Below are 20,019 nucleotides of genomic sequence, written 5' to 3' on the forward strand. Positions count from 1 at the left end.
TCTACAGGCTGCTCCGTACAGGCGCTGCCGAGGCGGCGCCTGTTGCCGAATCAGGCCAGTTTCTTGTGGCGTACCCGGTGCGGCTGGGCCGCCGCGTCGCCCAAACGCTTCTTGCGGTCGGCTTCATACTCGGTGTAGTTGCCTTCGAAGAACACCGCTTGCGAATCATCCTCGTAAGCCAGGATATGGGTGGCAACACGGTCAAGGAACCACCGATCGTGAGAGATCACAATGGCGGCGCCCGGGAAGTCCAGCAGGGCTTCTTCCAGGGAGCGCAGGGTTTCAACGTCGAGGTCGTTGGACGGTTCGTCGAGCAGCAAGACGTTGCCGCCTTCTTTCAAGGTCAGGGCCAGGTGCAAGCGACCACGCTCACCACCGGACAGGTCCTTGACGAACTTCTGCTGGTCGCCGCCCTTGAAGTTGAAGCGGCCGACATAGGTGCGCGACGGGATTTCGTAGTTGCCGATACGGATCTGGTCGGATCCGTCGGAAATCTGCTGGAACACCGTCTTGCTGCCGTCGAGGTCGTCGCGGCTTTGGTCCACACAGGCCAGTTGCACGGTTTCGCCGATCTCGATGCTGCCGGAGTCCGGGGTTTCCTTGCCCATCAGCATGCGGAACAGCGTGGATTTACCCGCACCGTTACCGCCGATAACGCCGACGATTGCGCCTTTTGGCATGGAGAACGACAGGTTGTCGATCAACACACGGTCGCCGTAGCCTTTGCTCACGTTCTTGAATTCGATGACCTTGTCACCCAGGCGCGGGCCGGCCGGGATGTAGATCTCGTTGGTTTCGCTGCGCTTCTGGAATTCCTGCGACTGCATTTCTTCAAAGCGCTGCAGACGGGCCTTGGATTTGGACTGGCGAGCCTTGGCGCCTTTGCGCACCCACTCCAGTTCTTCCTTCATGGCTTTTTCATGGGCCGATTGCTGCTTGGATTCGGCGGCCAGACGGTCGGACTTGGCTTCCAGCCAACCGGAGTAGTTACCCTCGTAAGGGATACCGGCGCCACGGTCGAGCTCGAGGATCCAGCCGGCGACGTTGTCCAGGAAGTAGCGGTCGTGCGTGATCGCAACCACGGTGCCTGGGAAGTCGTGAAGGAAATGTTCCAGCCAGGCGACAGAATCGGCGTCCAAGTGGTTGGTCGGTTCGTCGAGCAGCAACATGTCGGGGGGCGACAGCAGCAGGCGGCACAGGGCCACGCGGCGTTTTTCACCGCCGGAGAGGAATTCGACCTTGGCGTCCCACGCCGGCAGGCGCAGCGCGTCGGCGGCGACTTCCAGCTGGCGCTCCAGGTTGTGACCGTCGCTGGCCTGCAGGATCGCCTCGAGCTTGGCCTGTTCCGCGGCCAGCTTGTCGAAGTCGGCATCTTCCTCGGCGTAAGCGGCGTAGACTTCGTCCAGGCGGGCCTGGGCGTTCTTGATCACGGCGACCGCTTCCTCGACCACTTCACGTACGGTCTTAGTCGGGTCCAGGATCGGCTCCTGGGGCAGGTAACCGATGTTCAGTTCGGGCATCGGGCGGGCTTCGCCTTCGAACTCGGTGTCGACGCCGGCCATGATTTTCAGCAGCGTGGACTTACCCGAACCGTTAAGGCCAAGCACGCCGATCTTGGCGCCCGGAAAAAAGGACAGTGAAATGTTTTTCAGGATTTCCCGCTTCGGCGGAACAACTTTTCCCAGCCGATGCATGGTGAAGACGTATTGAGCCATGGTGAACCTAGCGTCAGTGACGGATGAATTAAGCGGACGAAGCCCGTGCCAGGCCATGCGCCGCGCGGGCCGTTGACTATTATCAATGCCGGCGAGCGGAAAAAGCCTGAATGTCTGGGGCTGGAACGCCCCCGCGTAACCGGCAAAGCTACCTGAATGCGCTGGGGCAGTCCAGCCAGGCGGGACTGGCACTTTGCCACAACTCAAGGCATGCTAGCCGCCCTCCGGGCGTCCGGCTTATAGTGCACGTCGCGCGCCAGTCCAGCCAAACCGCAGGATTACAGCTTGTCCAAAGTCACGTCGCCTACTCCCTTGCGCGCCGCTCATATAGCGCCGGGGGCGCCCCTGCATGGCACCCTCAAGGGCGCATTGGCGACGCTTGTGCTGATGTTGCTCGCGTTATTGTTCTGGCAACTGCTCGATCAACTGCAGCAAAACCAGAAAAACCAGCAGCAATACACTATCGACTACAGCGCCGACCTGGCCGAGCAGATCAGCCAGAACATGGCCTTGAGCGCACAGATTGCCCTGAATCTGCTGCCGATCGTCGAGCCGCCGCGCAACGCCGAACAACACCAGGCCCTGATCCTCACGTTGCAGCGCTCATTGCCCGAACTGCGCAGCGTCGCCCTGCTCGCCCCCAGCGGTGCCCTGATCAGCGACACCGCCAACGACAGCCAGGACAGCGCCCTGCTCCAGGAACTGGTCAAGCGCAGCCACGCCCAATCCTATTACCTGAGCAACGACAACGACGGCAACGTGATTTATCTGTTGCTGCACCAGCCCAGCGGCGGCTCGAAGATGTACTGGGCGCTGCGCCTGGCGCCCACCTACCTGGCCAACCTGACTCGCCAGGATGCCAAGGGCCAGCGCCCGATGTGGGCGATCGAGAACCGCCTGAACCAGCGCGTGGTCAGCCGTGACAACGGTATGCCGGCTCCGTGGGCCGGTGCGTTGACCCCGGACGAATTGAATAAAAGCGTGCTGGTCACGCCGTTGAGCAAGAGCGACTGGCAACTGCGCGGGCTGTTCGACCGCAGCGCGGTGCTCGAACAACTGCTGCCGGCGTTTATCGGCAAATGCCTGCTGGGGCTGGCGTTTTCGCTGGTCCCGGTAATCGTGCTGCTGAACATGCGCCGCCGTCAGCGCCAGGTGCACGAAGGCCGGCGGCGTTATCAGGATATTTTCGAAGGCACCGGCGTGGCCCTGTGCGTACTCGACCTTTCGGGGTTGAAGGCGTTCTGCGACAAGACCCAGGTGCAGGGCCGCGAGCAATTGCACGCCTGGCTGCGGGCCAACCCCGCTGAGCGGCGCAAACTGCTCAAAGAGCTGCGCGTCACCGAGGTCAACCAGATGGCGGTGCGCCTGTTGAACGTGGCTTCCTGCGAGCAGGCCTGGGAGCGCCTGATTGACGATTGCCCGAGCAATGCCACGTCTATCGGCCACCAGGTGCTCGAAGCCGTACTGACCCGGCAAAAACAGCTGGAGCTGGAAATCCTGCTCAACGATGTGGCGGGCAATGACCAGTACCTGTGGCTCGTGATGCGTTTGCCGGAACAGCAGGATGACGTCAAGGCGGTGATCCTCAGCATCAGCGATATCACCAGTCGCAAGCTGATCGAGCTGTCGCTGGTCGAGCGCGAGAGTTTCTGGTCGGATGTGGTACGCACCGTGCCCGACCACCTGTATGTGCAGGACGTGATCAGCCAGCGCATGATTTTCAGCAACCATCACTTGGGCCATACCCTCGGCTACGACAAGGCCGAACTGCACGAGATGGGCGAGTACTTCTGGGAAATCCTCTTGCATCCCGAAGACGCCGAGCATTACCACGACTTGCGTCAACAGCAACGCCAGGCGGCCTACACCACCCAACTGCACTGCCAACTGCGCTTTCGTCACCGCAATAACCAGTGGCGACGCTTCGACATCCGCGAACAGGCCCTGGCCAGGGACACGTCGGCGGTGGTCACACGGATCATCGGCGTGGCCAAGGACATCACCGACCAGATCGAGGCCAGCGAATCCCTGCGCGACAGCGAACAGCGCTACCGCATGCTGGCCGAAAGCATCAGTGACGTGATCTGTTCCACCGACAGCCAGTTGGCCCTCAACTACGTCAGCCCCTCGGTCAATGCGGTACTGGGGTATGACGTGGACTGGGTGTTCAAGAATGGCTGGCAGTCGATCATCGCCAACCCGCAACAGCTCAGCGGTATTTATGGGCTGATGGAACAGGTCAGCCGCGCGGTGGGCAACCCCGAAGCGCTGAACAGCCTGCGCGACGAGGTGCAGACCCAACTGTTCCTGTTCGACTGCCTGCGCGCCGATGGGCGCAAAGTGCCCATCGAGCTGCGCGTGGTGCTGGTGTGGGACGAACATGGCGCGTTTGAAGGCATCCTCGGCGTGGGCCGCGATATCAGCCAACAGCGCCGCGCCGAAAAAGACCTGCGCATGGCGGCCACGGTATTCGAGCACTCCACCTCGGCCATCCTGATCACCGACCCGGCCGGCTATATCGTGCAGGCCAACGAGGCCTTCAGCCGGGTCAGCGGTTACGCCGTGAGCGATGTACTCGACCAGCTGCCGAATATGCTCACCGTCGACGAACAGCAAGAAGCCCACCTGCGCTACGTGCTCAAGCAACTGCACCAGCACAGTACCTGGGAAGGCGAAGTGTGGCTCAAGCGCCGCAATGGCGAGCACTACCCGGCCTGGGTCGGCATCACGGCGGTGTTCGACGATGAAGGCGACCTGGCCAGCTACGTGTGTTTCTTCAGTGATATCAGCGAGCGCAAGGCCAGTGAACAGCGCATCCACCGCCTGGCCTATTACGACGCCCTGACCCACCTGCCCAACCGCACCTTGTTCCAGGACCGCCTGCACACCGCATTGCAGTCAGCGGAGCGGCAAAAGTCGTGGGTGGTGTTGATGTTCCTCGACCTCGACCGTTTCAAGCCGATCAACGACTCCCTGGGCCACGCCGCCGGCGACCGTATGCTCAAGGAAATGGCCACGCGCCTGCTCGGTTGCGTGGCCGAAGACGACACCGTGGCGCGGATGGGTGGCGACGAGTTCACCTTGCTGTTGCAACCGCGCGTCAGCCGTGAACTGGCGCTGAACCGCGCGATCACGGTGGCCGAGCAGATTCTGGCCAGCCTGGTGAAGCCATTCGTGCTGGAGGGCCGCGAGTTCTTCGTGACCGCCAGCATCGGCATCGCCCTCAGCCCCCAGGACGGCAACGAGCTAAGCCAGTTGATGAAAAACGCCGATACGGCGATGTATCACGCCAAGGAGCGCGGCAAGAACAACTTCCAGTTCTACCAGGCCGACATGAACGCCAGCGCCCTGGAGCGCCTGGAGCTGGAAAGCGACCTGCGCCACGCCCTGGAACAGAACGAATTCGTGCTCTATTACCAACCGCAGTTCAGCGGCGACGGCAAACGCCTGACCGGCGCCGAAGCCCTGCTGCGCTGGCGCCACCCGCGCCGGGGCCTGGTGCCGCCGGGGGATTTCATCCCGGTGTTGGAGGAACTGGGGCTGGTGGTGGACGTGGGCGACTGGGTGATCAGCGAAGCCTGTCGCCAGCTCAAAACCTGGCACCAGAACAAAGTGCGGGTGCCGAAAGTCTCGGTCAACATCTCGGCGCGGCAGTTCTCCGACGGGCAACTGGGCACGCGCATCGCCACCATCCTCAAGGACACCGGCCTGGCGCCGGCGTGCCTGGAGCTGGAGCTGACCGAAAGTATCCTGATGCGCGAAGTCAACGAAGCCCTGCAGATCCTCGCCAGCTTGAAAAACCTGGGGCTGAGCATTGCAGTCGATGATTTTGGCACCGGTTATTCGTCGCTCAACTACCTCAAGCAATTCCCTATCGACGTGTTGAAGATCGACCGCACGTTCGTCGATGGCCTGCCCTCCGGCGAGCAGGACGCGCAGATCGCCCGCGCCATCATCGCCATGGCCCACAGCCTCAACCTGGCGGTCATCGCCGAGGGCGTGGAGACCCACGAGCAGTTGGACTTCCTGCGCGAGCATGGCTGCGATGAGGTGCAAGGCTACCTGTTCGGGCGGCCGATGCCGGCGAGCCGGTTCGAGGCGCAGTTCAGTAATGATGCGCTCTTCATGTTCGACTGAGATTTTGTGTGGGGCTGATGGCCTCATCGGGGGCAAGCCCCCTCCCACCTTTTGACTTGCGAATACCTTCAAATGTGGGAGGGGGCTTGCCCCCGATGAGGCCGGCACAATCACCGCCTACCCCAGATGAGCCCCGCTTGTCCGCGACATGATGTCCTTTCATATGCCATCTAAAACCCATTGGGTTAGAATGCCCTCCTTTTCTGCCCCGATCCTTGAGGACCGCCATGTTCAGCCGTGATTTGACTATTGCCAAGTACGACGCCGATCTCTTCGCCGCCATGGAGCAAGAAGCCGTGCGCCAGGAAGAGCACATTGAGCTGATCGCTTCGGAAAACTACACCAGCCCTGCGGTGATGGAGGCTCAAGGTTCGGTTCTGACCAACAAGTACGCCGAAGGCTACCCAGGCAAGCGCTACTACGGTGGTTGCGAGTACGTCGACGTGGTTGAGCAGTTGGCCATCGATCGTGCAAAAGAGCTGTTCGGCGCCGATTACGCCAACGTCCAGCCGCACGCCGGTTCCCAAGCCAACAGCGCGGTGTACCTGGCCCTGCTGCAAGGTGGCGACACCATCTTGGGCATGAGCCTGGCCCACGGCGGTCATCTGACCCACGGCGCCAGCGTTTCTTCCTCGGGCAAGCTGTACAACGCCGTTCAATACGGCATCGATGCCAACGGCCTGATCGACTATGACGAAGTCGAGCGCCTGGCGGTCGAGCACAAGCCAAAAATGATCGTGGCCGGTTTCTCCGCCTATTCGCAGATCCTGGATTTCCCACGTTTCCGTGAAATCGCGGACAAGGTCGGCGCCTACCTGTTCGTCGACATGGCCCACGTGGCCGGTCTGGTCGCAGCTGGCGTCTACCCGAACCCGGTGCCTTACGCTGACGTTGTCACCACCACGACCCACAAGACCCTGCGCGGTCCACGTGGCGGCCTGATCCTGGCGCGCGCCAACGCCGAGATCGAGAAGAAGCTGAACTCTGCGGTATTCCCGGGCGCCCAGGGCGGCCCGCTGGAGCACGTGATCGCCGCCAAGGCGATCTGCTTCAAGGAAGCGCTGCAGCCTGAGTTCAAGACCTACCAGCAACAAGTGGTCAAGAACGCCAAGGCCATGGCCGGCGTGTTCATCGAACGCGGTTATGACGTGGTGTCCGGCGGGACTGAAAACCACCTGTTCCTGCTGTCGCTGATCAAGCAGGACATTTCCGGTAAAGATGCTGACGCTGCCCTGGGCAAAGCTTTCATCACCGTGAACAAGAACTCCGTGCCGAACGACCCACGCTCGCCATTCGTCACCTCCGGCCTGCGCTTCGGCACCCCGGCTGTGACCACGCGCGGCTTCAAGGAAGCAGAGTGCAAGGAGCTGGCCGGCTGGATCTGCGACATCCTGGCGGACCTGAACAACGAAGCCGTGATCGACGCGGTACGTGAGAAGGTCAAGGCTATCTGCAAGAAGCTGCCGGTGTACGGCGCTTGATAGCAGTGGTTTGAACAAGAAGCCCGGCTCTTAAGCCGGGCTTTTTTTATGGCTGTTTGAATGTGAAATGCGATCAAATGTGGGAGGGGGCTTGCTCCCGATAGCGGTGGGTCAGTAATAGATAAGTGCCTGACACACTGCCATCGGGAGCAAGCCCCCTCCCACATTTTTTGATCGCATTTCAGGTCAGGGTTGATGGACCTTGGCGAAGCCTTCGCGAATCTTGTCCTCCGGCAACTCATCGGCAATAAACACAATCACACTCTCCCGTGCCTCGCCTTCCGCCCATTCGGTGTCCCAGTCGAAGCCATAGAGCTTCAGCACGCCCTGAAACACCATGCGCCGCTCTTCCCCGGCAATGTTCAGCACGCCCTTGTAACGCAGCAATTGCTTGCCGTGGTCTTCCAGCAACTCGTTCATGAACTCACTGAGGCGGTCGATATCCAGCGGCTGGTCGGTGCGCAGCACCAGGCTGGAGATACGGTCGATGGACGGCGCTGCGCTGACCGGACGCAAGCTCATGCCAGCGTTTAGGTTGAAGCCTCGCACATCGAGCAGTTCGGCCAGGTCGATGGCGCCATGTTCCACCACCCGGATCGGTGCGCGGCGGTTGATGCGGGTCAGGCGTTCGCTGAGGGCGTCGAAGGTGGCATCGTCGACCAGGTCGCGCTTGCTCACCAGCAGGCGGTCGGCAAAGCCGATCTGTGCCTGGGCGATGGTCTGGGCCAGGTGTTGCTCGGCGTGGGCGGCGTCCACCAACGTAATGATGCCGTCGAGGATGTAGCGGTCGCGCAGTTCCTCGTCGATGAAAAACGTCTGCGCCACGGGCGCAGGGTCCGCCAGACCGGTGCATTCGATCACCAGGCGGTCGAAAGCGATCTCGCCGCTGTCCAGGCGCTCAAGCAGCAGGTAGAGGGCTTTGGTCAGGTCGGTGTGGATGGTGCAGCACACGCAGCCGTTGGACAGGGTCATGACTTGCACCGGCTCGGCGCCCAGCAGTTGGGTGTCGATGCCGGCGTCACTGAATTCGTTTTCGATCACGGCGATCTTCAAGCCGTGTTCGGCCTTGAGCAGGTGGCGCAGCAAAGTAGTCTTGCCGGCGCCGAGGAAGCCACTGAGAACGGTGACGGGAATGGGAGAGGACAAAAGAAATTCTCCTTGAAGAAACACAGAAACAAATGTGGGAGGGGGCTTGCTCCCGATAGCAGTGTGTCAGGCACTTATGTGGCACTGATACACCCTATCGGGAGCAAGCCCCCTCCCACAGGGGTATTGCACTAATTCAGCAGCACTTGGGCCCACCCTTGCCGCCGTAACGGGCTTCCTGGCGTTCCCGGAAGAACGCCTTGTAGTCCATCATCGGCTTGTCCGGGTGTTTGGTTTGCATATGCTCGACGTAAGTGTCGTAGTCGGGCATGCCGACCATCAGGCGCGCAGCCTGACCGAGGTATTTACCGAGGCGACTGATGTCATTGAACATGGGTGCAATCCTCGATTATGCGTCCGGTACAGCCTGGAACGGGGCTTCTTTATCCGTACGCTCTTTGTTGCCCCAGGCGGCAATGCCGACCTTGAGCGCATAGAACAGGATGCTGAACACCACGAACAGGAACAGCGCCGTCAGCGTTGCGTTGGTATAGGCGTTATAGATCACATGCTGCATCTGATCGATGCTCTTGGCCGGGGCCAGGATCTGGCCATTGGCCAGGGCATCGCTGTATTTCTTCGCCAGCGACAGGAAGCCGATCGCCGGGTTGGCGTCGAACAACTTGATGAAGCCCGCCGTGGTGGTGCAGATCAACAGCCAGACCGCCGGCAGCAAGGTCACCCAAATGTAGCGCTGGCGCTTCATTTTGATCAGCACAACCGTGGCCAGCATCAACGCGATACCCGCCAGCATCTGGTTGGAGATACCGAACAGCGGCCACAAGGTGTTGATGCCACCCAGTGGGTCGATCACGCCCTGGTAAAGCAGGTAACCCCACATCGCCACACAACCGGCGGTGGCGATCAGGTTGGCGGTCCAGGATTCGGTGCGTTTGAGTGACGGCACGAAGGAGCCAAGCAGGTCCTGCAGCATGAAGCGACCGGCACGGGTACCAGCGTCAACCGCCGTCAGGATGAACAGCGCTTCGAACAGGATCGCAAAGTGGTACCAGAACGCCATGGTGTTTTCACCCGGCAGTACGCTGTGCAGGATCTGCGCGATACCGACCGCCAGGGTCGGCGCACCGCCGGCACGCGCCAGGATGGTGGTTTCACCGATGTCGTGGGCCACGGCCGACAGCGCCTCGGGGGTGATTGCAAAGCCCCAGCTGCTGACGGTCTGCGCCACGGTAACAACGTCGCTGCCGACGATCGCCGCCGGGCTGTTCATGGCGAAGTACACGCCAGGCTCGATCACCGACGCGGCAACCATCGCCATGATGGCCACGAATGACTCCATCAGCATGCCGCCGTAACCGATGTAACGGGCGTGGCCTTCATTGGCCAGTAGCTTGGGCGTGGTGCCCGAGGAGATCAGCGCATGGAAGCCGGAGACCGCGCCACAGGCGATCGTGATGAACAGGAATGGGAACAGGCCGCCCTTCCACACAGGGCCCGTGCCGTCGATGAACTGGGTGAGCGCCGGCATTTTCAGGTCAGGCATGGTGACCAGGATGCCAATCGCCAGGGCGATGATGGTGCCGATCTTCAGGAAGGTCGACAGGTAGTCACGCGGTGCCAGGATCAGCCACACCGGCAACACTGCCGCGACGAAACCATAGCCGATCAGCATCCAGGTGATCTGGATCCCGGTGAAGGTGAAGGCCTTGGCCCACACCGGGTCAGCGGCAATTTGCCCGCCCAGCCAGATCGAACCGAGCAGCAACAGCACGCCGATGATTGAGATTTCACCAATGCGGCCTGGGCGGATGTAGCGCATGTAGATGCCCATGAACATCGCGATCGGGATGGTCGCCATCACCGTGAAGATGCCCCACGGGCTCTCGGCCAGGGCCTTGACCACGATCAGCGCCAGCACCGCGAGGATGATGATCATGATCAGGAAGCAGCCAAACAGCGCGATGGTCCCCGGCACGCGGCCCATTTCTTCGCGGACCATGTCGCCCAGGGAACGGCCGTTACGCCGGGTGGACAGGAACAGGATCATGAAATCCTGCACCGCACCGGCCAGCACCACGCCGGCGATCAGCCACAGGGTGCCGGGCAGGTAACCCATCTGCGCCGCCAATACCGGGCCGACCAGAGGGCCTGCGCCGGCAATCGCCGCAAAGTGGTGACCGAAAAGGATGTGTTTGTTGGTCGGCACATAGTCCAGACCATCGTTGTTGATCACTGCGGGGGTGGCCCGCCGTGGGTCCAGTTGCATCACGTTATTGGCGATGAACAGACTGTAGTAACGGTACGCAACCAGGTAGATGGCCACTGCAGCGACCACAATCCACAAGGCGTTGATCGCCTCGCCGCGGCGCAAGGCCACTACGCCAAGGGCGCACGCTCCTACGATTGCCAGCACCAGCCAGGGTAGATGGCGTAGCAGGCTATTATTATTTTTCATTTTTATATTCCAGCCAGGGTGGACAGAAAGGACAGCCAGCCCGAGTTTAGCGCTGTTGGCCTTAAAGGCCACCCCCCTACGTTGGTCTAGAGCCTTGCCGGCGCAAAAAAAGCAGAAATAACTGCCGAATGATGGCGTAGGGCTACAATTTGCCTATTCGGCATTGCTGGAAAGCTAGAAGCCAACACAGATCAAAATGTGGGAGGGGGCTTGCTCCCGATGGCGGTGTATCAGTGACCTATATGTGCCTGACACACTGCTATCGGGGGCAAGCCCCCTCCCACATTGGTTTTGCGGTGTTGTTGATTATTCGAACAGTGCATCCAAGGCCTGCTCCAGGCGCGTGACCCCAATCACCTGCAACCCCGACGGCATTTCCTTTGGCGCATTGCCCTTGGGCACGATCGCGCGTTTGAAGCCGTGCTTGGCCGCTTCCTTCAAGCGCTCCTGGCCACTGGGCACCGGGCGCACTTCGCCCGACAGGCCCACTTCACCAAACACCAGCAAATCATGGGGCAAGGGCCGGTTACGCAGGCTGGACATCACCGCCGCCATCAACGCCAGGTCGGACGCGGTCTCCAACACCTTGACCCCGCCGACCACGTTGAGGAACACGTCCTGGTCGTGGGTCGGAATACCCCCATGGCGGTGCAACACTGCCAGCAGCATCGCCAGGCGGTTTTGATCCAGTCCAAGTGTGACCCGGCGAGGGTTGGCCAGATGGCTGTCATCCACCAGCGCCTGGACCTCCACCAGCATCGGCCGGGTGCCTTCCCACGTCGCCATCACCACGCTGCCGGGGACTTCTTCCTGGGCGCGGGTAAGAAAAATCGCCGATGGATTGGAGACTTCTTTCAGCCCCCGGTCAGTCATGGCGAACACACCCAACTCGTTCACCGCGCCGAAGCGGTTTTTCACCGCCCGCAGCAACCTAAGGCGGCCATCGGATTCACCTTCGAAATACAGCACGGTATCCACCATGTGTTCCAGCACGCGCGGCCCGGCCAGCGCGCCTTCCTTGGTCACGTGGCCCACCAGGAAGATCGCCGTACCGCTCTGCTTGGCGTAGCGCACCAACAGCGCCGCACTTTCACGCACCTGGGAGACGCCGCCAGGGGCAGATTGCAGTTGCTCGGTGAAAATCGTCTGGATCGAGTCGATCACCATGACCTTTGGCTTCTCGATCCGCGCCGTGGCGATGATGGTTTCGATGCAGGTTTCGGTCATGACCCGCAGTTGGTCCTGGGGCAAGCCCAGGCGACGAGCACGCATCGCCACTTGTTGCTGGGACTCTTCGCCGGTGACGTACAGCGCCGGCATGCGGCTGGCGATGCTGCACAGCGTTTGCAGCAGGATCGTGGATTTACCGATGCCTGGGTCGCCGCCGATCAACACGACGGAGCCGTCCACCAGGCCACCGCCCAATACCCGGTCCAGCTCACCGGAGGCCGTGGAGAAGCGCGGCACCTCTTCGACGCTGACTTCGGCCAAGGTCTTGATCTGCGCTTGTTGCCCGGTCCAGCCGGTGCGCCCGGCAGGGGCCGCAGCGCCACCGCTTTCAATCATGGTTTCAGTCAGGGTGTTCCACGCACCGCACTCGCCGCACTGGCCCGCCCACTTGGGAAAGGTCGCGCCGCACTCCGTGCAGCCGTACATGCGCTTGGCCTTGGCCATTCGAGAACCTCCAACCGAAAAACCGCGATGATAGCTCAGCGCGGCGCCGGGGTCCGGATTTCGCCGTTGGCCAAGCGTGAAGCCGTGTTACCGATGGGGTCTTCGGCGTTAAGATCGGCGCCTTTGGCCTTCAATTCGCCCAGCAGTTCGACCCGCTTGAACAGCCCGGCGTACATGGCGGCGGTCTGCCCCGCGCCATTGCGTTGGTCAGGGTTACAGTCGGTTGCCAGCAAGCGCTGGGCGATGCTCAGCTCGCCTTTGAAGATGGCTCCCATGAGCGCAGTGTTGCCGCGTTTGTCCTGCACGCACGCGTCGGCACCGGCGGCGAGCAAACGCTCCACGTAGGCACCTTCGCCGTGATAGGCGGCCAGGATCAGGGCAGTGTAGCCCTTGTCGTCCTGAGTATTCAGGGCGTAGCCCGATTCAATGAAAGTGTTGAGCATGTCGAGATCGCCACGACGGGCGGCGTCGAAATAGTAGTCCTGAAGCTGCGCCTTGAGCGCACCAGGGTCATTGGATGGGGGTTGTTCGGCCAGCACACTGAACGAACAGCAGGCCAGCAGTGCCCATATGAACGTACGCATGATCAAAATCCTTGAGAAATATCCCCTTGTAGGAGCGAGCTTGCTCGCGAAAAACGTCAACGATAACGCGTGCATCCTGGATAAATGCGTTGCCTTTGAGTTCTTCGCGAGCAAGCTCGCTCCTACAGGAGGGCGCGGTTAGTCGCTCAGTTTTTCAGCCAGTGCTTTCACACGAGCCAGGTCGCCCTTGGCCACCTTGGCCACGCCAGTGCCGTATTCCGGATCAGCCTTGTAGAGGAACGAGAGGATGATGTGCTTGCTCTCATCGTCCGTGGTCGCCAGCGAGCCGCCGAAGTTGTCGATCAGGTCCTGACGCTCTTTCTTGCTGTAGGAGCGATACAAGTCACCGGCCTGCTTGAAGTTCTGCTCACGCTGGATCTTCGCCTGCTGGGTGCTGCCCGACAGCGGCGATTGGCTGTAGCGCGCAGTTTGCGGCTCATCCCGTGGCAGCAGGCGGCTTGGCTGGTAGTTCACGCCGGTGGTGGTCTTGCCGAAATTCAGCGCACCGTCCTGGTTACCGTTGTTGACGGTCACCCGTGGCGCGTTGATCGGCAGTTGCAGCGCGTTGGCGCCCAGGCGGTACATTTGCGTATCGGCGTAGGAGAACACCCGCCCTTGCAACAGGCGGTCTTCCGACGGTTCGATACCCGGCACCAGGTTGGCCGGGGCCATCGCGACTTGTTCGGTCTCCTGGAACACATTGGCCGGGTTGCGGTTGAGCACCATTTGCCCGACTTTGCGCTCCGGCACATTCGGCCAGATCTTGGTGGCGTCCAGCGGGTCGAAATCGAACTTGGCCAAGTCTTCAGGTTTCAACACCTGCACATACAAGTCCCACTTGGGGAAGTCGCCCTTGTTGATATGGGTGACCAGGTCATTGGTCATGTGGCTGTAGTCACGCCCTTGCACTTCGGTGACTTGCTTGGGATCAAGATTCTTGATGCCTTGCAGGCTCTTCCAGTGGAACTTGACGTAGTGCACTTCGCCCTTGGCGTTGATCAACTTGTAGGCATGTACGCCATTGCCGTCCATTTCCCGATAACTGGCCGGCGTGCCGGAGTCCGAGTACAGCTCGGTCAGCGTACGAGTGGACTCTGGAACGTGGGAGAAGAAGTCGAAGCGACGCGAATCGTCGTCCAGGTTAGTGCGCGGGTCCGGTTTGAATGCGTGGACCATGTCCGGGAACTTGATGGCATCGCGAATGAAGAAAGTCGGGAAGTTATTGCCGACCAGGTCCCAGTTGCCTTCGGCGGTGTAGAACTTGGTCGCGAAACCCCGTGGGTCGCGCAGGGTTTCCGGGGAATGATTACCGTGGACCACGGCCGAGAAGCGCACGAACACCGGCGTGGCTTCACCGGCGGCGAACACCTTGGCCTTGGTCAGGTCGCTGAGGTTGTCGGTGACGGTGAACGTGCCATGGGCGCCCGTACCACGAGCGTGAACCACGCGCTCGGGGATGCGTTCGCGGTCGAAGCGCTGCAGCTTCTGAATCAGTTGGACATCCTGCAGCAGCACAGGGCCATTGGCGCCGGCGGTCTGCGAATTCTGGTTATCCCCAACGTTGGCGCCGTTATCGCGGGTCAGGTTGGCGGCCTGCACGGAGAGGGTCAGCAGGCTGGCGGTCACCAACGCCAGCGCATGGCGCGCGGACACGGGCCTGCGGTTGATTGAAATGTTCATCAAGGTTTCCTCTGGTTTTTTTAGTGCACATTCAGTTGTGCTTGCCAGAGGCTAGTGACCTGCGGGTCAGAAGATAAATAGAAAAACACCACAGGGCCGATTGAGAAAAAAATATGGTAACCCGCTGAAATACGGCGTATTTCGCGCGCGATTGGTGGCACTTTGCAAACTAATTGCGATTTAATGTGTCGATAAAAACCAACAGTGTTAACGGTTGTGTCGCGCTAGCCCGCTACGACTGACTTACACTGACCTCCACCCTTCTCATCTGTAACAAGGAATAACTTATGGGCGTGATCAGTGAGTTCAAGGCCTTTGCGGTCAAAGGTAATGTGGTCGACATGGCCGTCGGTATCATCATCGGCGCCGCGTTCGGCAAAATTGTTTCCTCATTTGTAGGGGACGTGGTGATGCCTCCGCTCGGCCTGTTGATCGGTGGCGTGGACTTCGGCGACCTGGCAATCACGCTTAAAGCCGCGCAAGGCGATGTACCCGCCGTGGTGCTGGCGTACGGCAAGTTCATCCAGAGCGTGGTCGACTTTTTGATCGTCGCTTTCGCCATCTTCATGGGTGTAAAGGCCATCAACCGCCTCAAGCGCGAAGAGGCCGTAGCCCCGAGCTTGCCGCCGACGCCGACAAAGGAAGAGGTGCTGCTGGGCGAGATCCGCGATCTGCTCAAGGCACAGAATGACAAACCGCTCTGAGCTGCGGCTCAACGTAAAAGGCGCCTCGTGAGGCGCCTTTTTTTACCAATAGTTTTCCACCGCCACCTGGCCCGGGCGTCGGCTCAGGCTCAGTTGCATGTCGCGCTGTTTGAGCAACTGGCGAGTGTCGTCGACCATCTGCGGATTGCCGCAAATCAGCACGCGGGAATGCTCCGGGGTCAGCGCGACGCCGGCTGCGCTCTCCAGTTCGCCGTTCTCGATCAACGTGGTGATGCGCCCATTCAACGCGCCCGGATGCCGTTCACGGGTGACGATAGGGATGTAGGTGAGCTTGTGGGCATAGTCGGCCAGGTATTCACGCTCGCCCAGTTCAGTGATCAGCGATTGGTACGCCAGCTCCTTGGCCTCTCGGGCGCTGTACACCAGGACGATACGCTCGAATTTCTCCCATACCTCGAAATCCTGCAGGATCGACAGGAACGGCGCCACACCGGTACCGGTGCCCAACAGCCACAGATCACGCCCGTCTACAAAGCGGTTCAAGGTCAGGAAACCGGTGGCCTGGCGCTCCACCAGCAAGGTATCGCCCACCTTAAGACGGCTTAACTCACTGGTGAACTCGCCCCCCGGAACAACAATGGAAAAGAAATCGAGGTGTTCGTCAAACGGCGAAGACACGATGGAGTAAGCGCGCCATACGGTACTGCCATCCGCCCTGGTGACGCCCAGGCGCACGAACTGGCCGGCGGTAAACCGAAAACCGGCGTCGCGCGTGGTACGCAGGGTGAAGAGACTGGGGGTCAGCGATTGCACGTCTAGCAAGGTCTGGCGGGTAAATTTTTCAGCACTGGCCGTCATGGGAGGCTCCGTTTTGCACAGAGCCTTAGTGTCCCTCAAAGCAGGCCGCGCAAACACCGTTGATTTGTACTGGCATTACCGCCAGCCCAACGGCGACGCTGTTTCAGCGTTATGACAAAAGTGGCAAATCAGCGCCGCGCTGCATCGAACTAAATATTTCGCTATTAACGCACTTGCAGTACACCACAAGTTGAAGTCGAGCCTGCAAGAGATGTCATTTTGACAGCATTTACAAGCTCTTGAAAAAACAAGCCCTCCCCCACTAACGCCTACAAAAGCTGACTCCTTGTTCAGCGTTGAAGGCGTAAAACAAGCCAACAAATGAAAACATTTTAAGGCTCAATTGTAGGAGTTCTCCTACACTTGGTTTCGAGCAGCATTGGGATCCGGGCGTACCCAAGGCACATGGAAACCTATGGAGAGTTACCGATGGTCAGATGGCGAAATACACGGCTGCCCAAGCTGGAAGACGAGAATGAAATCACCAGCGTGTTTGAAATGGTCGTCAACCACACCTACGAACTGGGATTCCGATATTGCTCATTTACGATGAGTCCCGAAGCCCAAAGCAATCAAACAACGCCCGTTCACCTTAGTAATCATCCAATTGAATGGAGGAGTCTTTACCAACAAGCGCACTTCTTCGATATAGATCCCGTTGTAGCCCATTGTAAAAATAGTGTGCTGCCCGTTGTCTGGGACAAGAAGACCTTTAGGAACGCCCCTCATTTGTGGGAATTGGCCCGATCGTTTGGCGTTCACTTAGGCTGGACCCAAGCGGTCCATGACTTCCGAGGTGTGTTCAGCATGCTGACCCTGGCGCGTGACAAAGACGAGGTCAGCCCTGAAGAGCTTTACGAAAAAGCCGGGCAAGTGTTGTGGCTCTGCCATGCGATGCATGCGGTCGTGGCAAAAAAATACGCCGACAAAACCCATGTCAACGCGCCCAGTAAGTTAACGGCACGCGAAACGGAAGTGCTCAAGTGGTCCGCCATGGGCAAGACCGCTTCCGAGATTGCCGCGATTCTCTGCCTGTCCGAGCGTACGATAGGCTTTCATATCAGCAGTTCCTTCAAGAAGTTGGGGGTTCACAATAAGATCCAGGCCGTGCTCAGCGCCTCTAAAGCAGGACTGTTTTAGCCCTGACAAGAAACACCGCATGTCATCGCAGTCAAAAAAAAGTAACATTTACGGCCAATTCTGAGTGTTGATGCTGCCCTTTCAGAGGTTGCTTCGCTGTTCACTTAGACGGTTCCGTCGATTACCCAGAGCCTCCCCCGCCATGCCCCTGCTTGACAGCCCTTTCGCCCAACTCGATTTGATTCGTCAGCCCGAGCAATCCAATGACCCGCTGCAAGCCTTCGATGCCGCCGATGAGTACCTGCTCAGCCATCTCGCCAGCCAGCAACCCAACGCGGCAACCCGTGTGCTGGTGCTCAATGACAGCTTCGGTGCGCTCGCGGCCAGCCTTGAAGGCCAGGTGCAGGTGACCTCCAGCGGGGACTCGTTCCTCGCCGCCCAGGGCCTGGAGAAAAACCTGGTGCGCAACGGCAAAGCGTTTGATGCGGTGACGTTCGTGCCGGCCAGCCAGGTGCCGGTCGGGCCTTTCGATCGGGTGCTGCTCCGGGTGCCAAAAACCCTGGCGCTGCTGGAAGAACAGTTGATTCGGCTGCACGGGCAGTTGGCGCCGGGCGCCGAAGTGATCGCCGGGGCCATGCTCAAACACTTGCCACGCGCCGCTGGCGAGCTGCTGGAACGTTATATCGGGCCGATGCACGCCACGCTGGCGGTAAAAAAGGCCCGGCTGCTGATCGCCAGCGTTGCCGATCGACCGGCGTCAGTATCGCCCTACCCTACCCGCTACACGCTGGATACACCGGCCATCGAATTGCTCAACCATGCCAATGTGTTCTGCCGCGAAGGCCTGGACATCGGCACGCGCGCCTTCCTGCCCCACTTGCCGAACAACCTGGGCAGCGCCCGCGTCGCGGACCTGGGCTGCGGCAACGGCGTATTGGCGATTGCCAGCGCGCTGCAAAACCCCGACGCGCACTACACTCTGGTGGATGAGTCGTTCATGGCGGTGCAGTCAGCCACCGAGAATTGGCAGGCCGCCCTGGGGGCACGTGACGTGATCGTGAGTGCTGGCGACGGCCTGGCCGGCCAGCAAGCGCAGTCGTTGGACGTGGTGCTGTGCAACCCGCCGTTCCACCAGCAGCAGGTGGTGGGCGATTTCCTCGCCTGGCGCATGTTCCAGCAGGCACGGGAAGCCCTTGTGGTAGGCGGCGCGTTGTATATCGTGGGCAACCGTCACCTGGGTTATCACAGCAAATTGGCGCGCCTGTACCGTGGCGTCGAACAGGTGGCGGCCACGCCCAAGTTCGTCATTCTCAAGGCGCGCAAATAAAAAAAGCCCTGCCTTCTATAGAAGAACAGGGCTGAAAGAGCCGGACCGCAAGGCCCGGATCGGGATGTCAGTGTGTGGTAAGGCCCGCCGCATTCATGAACATGCGCATCAGGCTGGCGACGATAAACAGGGCCAGCACACTGCCGGTCCAGATCATCGCCAACCACCCAAGGCGCCGCCACAGCGGCTGTTTCTCGGCCTGTTCGATGTCGTGCAACGAAGGTTTGCCCGCCATGTCGCGACCCTCCTAGTGATAACCGTCTTCGTGGGTGACCTTGCCGCGGAACACGTAGTAGCTCCAGAAGGTGTAGCCCAGGATGAACGGGATGATGAACAAGGTGCCTACCAGCATGAAGCCCTGGCTTTGCGGCGGTGCGGCGGCGTCCCAGATCGATACCGACGGTGGGATGATGTTCGGCCACAGGCTGATCCCCAGGCCGCTATAACCCAGGAAAATCAGTACCAGCGTCAGCAGGAATGGCGTGTAGTGCGCATTGCGTGCCACGGCGCGGATCAGCCCGTACATGGTCACCAGTACCAGCACCGGCACCGGCAGGAACCAGAACAGGTTCGGCAGGGTGAACCAGCGCGAAGCGATTTCCGGGTGGGTCAGCGGTGTCCAGATACTGACGATACCGATCACCGCCAGCACCACGAAGGCCAGCGGCCGCGCCAGGTTGTGCATCTGTTCCTGCAACTTGCCTTCGGTCTTCATGATCAGCCAGGTGCAGCCGAGCAGCGCATACGCCACGATCAATGCCACGCCACAGAACATCGTGAACGGCGTGAGCCAGTCCAGCGAGCCTCCGGCGAACTGGCGGTTGACCACCGGAATCCCATCGATAAACGCCCCCAGCGCCACGCCCTGGAAGAACGTGGCCGTCAGCGAACCGCCGATAAACGCCTTGTCCCACAGGTGACGCTTGTGGTCCTTGGCCTTGAAGCGGAACTCAAAGGCCACGCCACGAAAAATCAGTCCGATCAGCATCAGGATCAGCGGCAGGTACAACGCCGACAACACCACGGAATAGGCCAGCGGGAACGCACCAAACAGTCCCGCGCCACCCAATACCAGCCAGGTTTCATTGCCGTCCCACACCGGTGCCACGGTGTTCATCATGACGTCGCGGTCGGTCTTGCCCGGTACGAACGGAAACAGGATGCCGATCCCCAAGTCGAAACCGTCCATGACCACGTACATCATGATCCCGAAAATGATGATCACAGCCCAGATCAGCGGCAGATCAATGCCCATC

General features: G+C 60.3%; 15 protein-coding genes. 5 read left to right on the top strand and 10 right to left on the bottom strand.

The window, feature by feature from the left end; translation table 11 throughout:
* Positions 1 to 50 precede the first annotated feature (50 nt).
* Entirely contained in the window at positions 51 to 1,715 is a 1,665-nt protein-coding gene (gene ettA / locus C4J91_RS23570) for an energy-dependent translational throttle protein EttA (protein ID WP_124364486.1), read from the bottom strand.
* 285 nt (positions 1,716 to 2,000) lie between these two features.
* On the opposite strand from ettA, the gene C4J91_RS23575 reads away from it, so the two are divergent.
* Both C4J91_RS23575 and glyA read left to right on the top strand, forming a co-directional pair.
* Positions 2,001 to 5,852, top strand: a complete 3,852-nt coding sequence (locus tag C4J91_RS23575; RefSeq protein WP_124364487.1) for a bifunctional diguanylate cyclase/phosphodiesterase — start codon at positions 2,001 to 2,003, stop codon at positions 5,850 to 5,852.
* 227 nt (positions 5,853 to 6,079) lie between these two features.
* Positions 6,080 to 7,333: a serine hydroxymethyltransferase gene (gene glyA, locus C4J91_RS23580; protein ID WP_119740983.1), complete on the top strand. Its 1,254-nt coding sequence runs from the start codon at positions 6,080 to 6,082 to the stop codon at positions 7,331 to 7,333.
* Positions 7,334 to 7,519: 186 nt separating this feature from the next.
* Here glyA and yjiA read toward each other — a convergent pair whose 3' ends face one another.
* The 6 genes from yjiA to katB form a co-directional block, all read right to left on the bottom strand.
* On the bottom strand, positions 7,520 to 8,479 hold the full coding sequence (gene yjiA / locus C4J91_RS23585; RefSeq protein WP_124364488.1) for a GTPase: 960 nt from the start codon (positions 8,477 to 8,479) through the stop codon (positions 7,520 to 7,522).
* A 136-nt stretch (positions 8,480 to 8,615) separates the two neighbouring features.
* A complete protein-coding gene (locus C4J91_RS23590; RefSeq protein ID WP_003176208.1) occupies positions 8,616 to 8,813 on the bottom strand; it encodes a YbdD/YjiX family protein in 198 nt (65 codons plus the stop codon).
* 15 nt (positions 8,814 to 8,828) lie between these two features.
* Entirely contained in the window at positions 8,829 to 10,895 is a 2,067-nt protein-coding gene (locus tag C4J91_RS23595) for a carbon starvation CstA family protein (RefSeq protein WP_124364489.1), read from the bottom strand.
* A gap of 306 nt (positions 10,896 to 11,201) precedes the next feature.
* Positions 11,202 to 12,569 (bottom strand): DNA repair protein RadA, encoded by a 1,368-nt coding sequence (radA, locus tag C4J91_RS23600; protein WP_124364490.1) that lies wholly within the window; start codon positions 12,567 to 12,569, stop codon positions 11,202 to 11,204.
* Positions 12,570 to 12,604: 35 nt separating this feature from the next.
* The gene (locus tag C4J91_RS23605) at positions 12,605 to 13,153 is read right to left on the bottom strand and encodes an ankyrin repeat domain-containing protein (RefSeq protein WP_124364491.1); all 549 of its coding nucleotides are present in this window, start codon (positions 13,151 to 13,153) and stop codon (positions 12,605 to 12,607) included.
* A gap of 138 nt (positions 13,154 to 13,291) precedes the next feature.
* Positions 13,292 to 14,833: a catalase KatB gene (katB, locus tag C4J91_RS23610; RefSeq protein ID WP_124364492.1), complete on the bottom strand. Its 1,542-nt coding sequence runs from the start codon at positions 14,831 to 14,833 to the stop codon at positions 13,292 to 13,294.
* A gap of 287 nt (positions 14,834 to 15,120) precedes the next feature.
* Between katB and mscL the strand changes: the two genes are divergently transcribed.
* Complete coding sequence (gene mscL / locus C4J91_RS23615; RefSeq protein ID WP_065910193.1) at positions 15,121 to 15,537, top strand: large-conductance mechanosensitive channel protein MscL; 417 nt, start codon at positions 15,121 to 15,123, stop codon at positions 15,535 to 15,537.
* Positions 15,538 to 15,579: 42 nt separating this feature from the next.
* Here mscL and C4J91_RS23620 read toward each other — a convergent pair whose 3' ends face one another.
* Positions 15,580 to 16,356, bottom strand: coding sequence for a ferredoxin--NADP reductase (locus tag C4J91_RS23620; RefSeq protein WP_124364493.1), 777 nt, complete (start codon positions 16,354 to 16,356; stop codon positions 15,580 to 15,582).
* A 429-nt stretch (positions 16,357 to 16,785) separates the two neighbouring features.
* Here C4J91_RS23620 and C4J91_RS23625 point away from each other — a divergent pair, with 429 nt between their 5' ends.
* Together C4J91_RS23625 and C4J91_RS23630 are read left to right on the top strand one after the other, a co-directional pair.
* Positions 16,786 to 17,496 carry a LuxR family transcriptional regulator gene (locus tag C4J91_RS23625; protein WP_124365209.1) on the top strand — a complete coding sequence of 237 codons (711 nt, stop codon included), beginning with the start codon at positions 16,786 to 16,788 and terminating at the stop codon, positions 17,494 to 17,496.
* A 142-nt stretch (positions 17,497 to 17,638) separates the two neighbouring features.
* Positions 17,639 to 18,763: a class I SAM-dependent methyltransferase gene (locus C4J91_RS23630; protein ID WP_124364494.1), complete on the top strand. Its 1,125-nt coding sequence runs from the start codon at positions 17,639 to 17,641 to the stop codon at positions 18,761 to 18,763.
* Positions 18,764 to 18,830: 67 nt separating this feature from the next.
* Here C4J91_RS23630 and C4J91_RS23635 read toward each other — a convergent pair whose 3' ends face one another.
* Together C4J91_RS23635 and cydB are read right to left on the bottom strand one after the other, a co-directional pair.
* Positions 18,831 to 18,998 (bottom strand): DUF2474 domain-containing protein, encoded by a 168-nt coding sequence (locus C4J91_RS23635; protein WP_065886906.1) that lies wholly within the window; start codon positions 18,996 to 18,998, stop codon positions 18,831 to 18,833.
* A gap of 12 nt (positions 18,999 to 19,010) precedes the next feature.
* A complete protein-coding gene (gene cydB, locus C4J91_RS23640; protein ID WP_124364495.1) occupies positions 19,011 to 20,018 on the bottom strand; it encodes a cytochrome d ubiquinol oxidase subunit II in 1,008 nt (335 codons plus the stop codon).
* Between the last annotated feature and the right edge of the window lies 1 nt (position 20,019).

It is taken from the genome of Pseudomonas sp. R3-52-08 (assembly GCF_003851745.1).
Taxonomy (GTDB): domain Bacteria; phylum Pseudomonadota; class Gammaproteobacteria; order Pseudomonadales; family Pseudomonadaceae; genus Aquipseudomonas.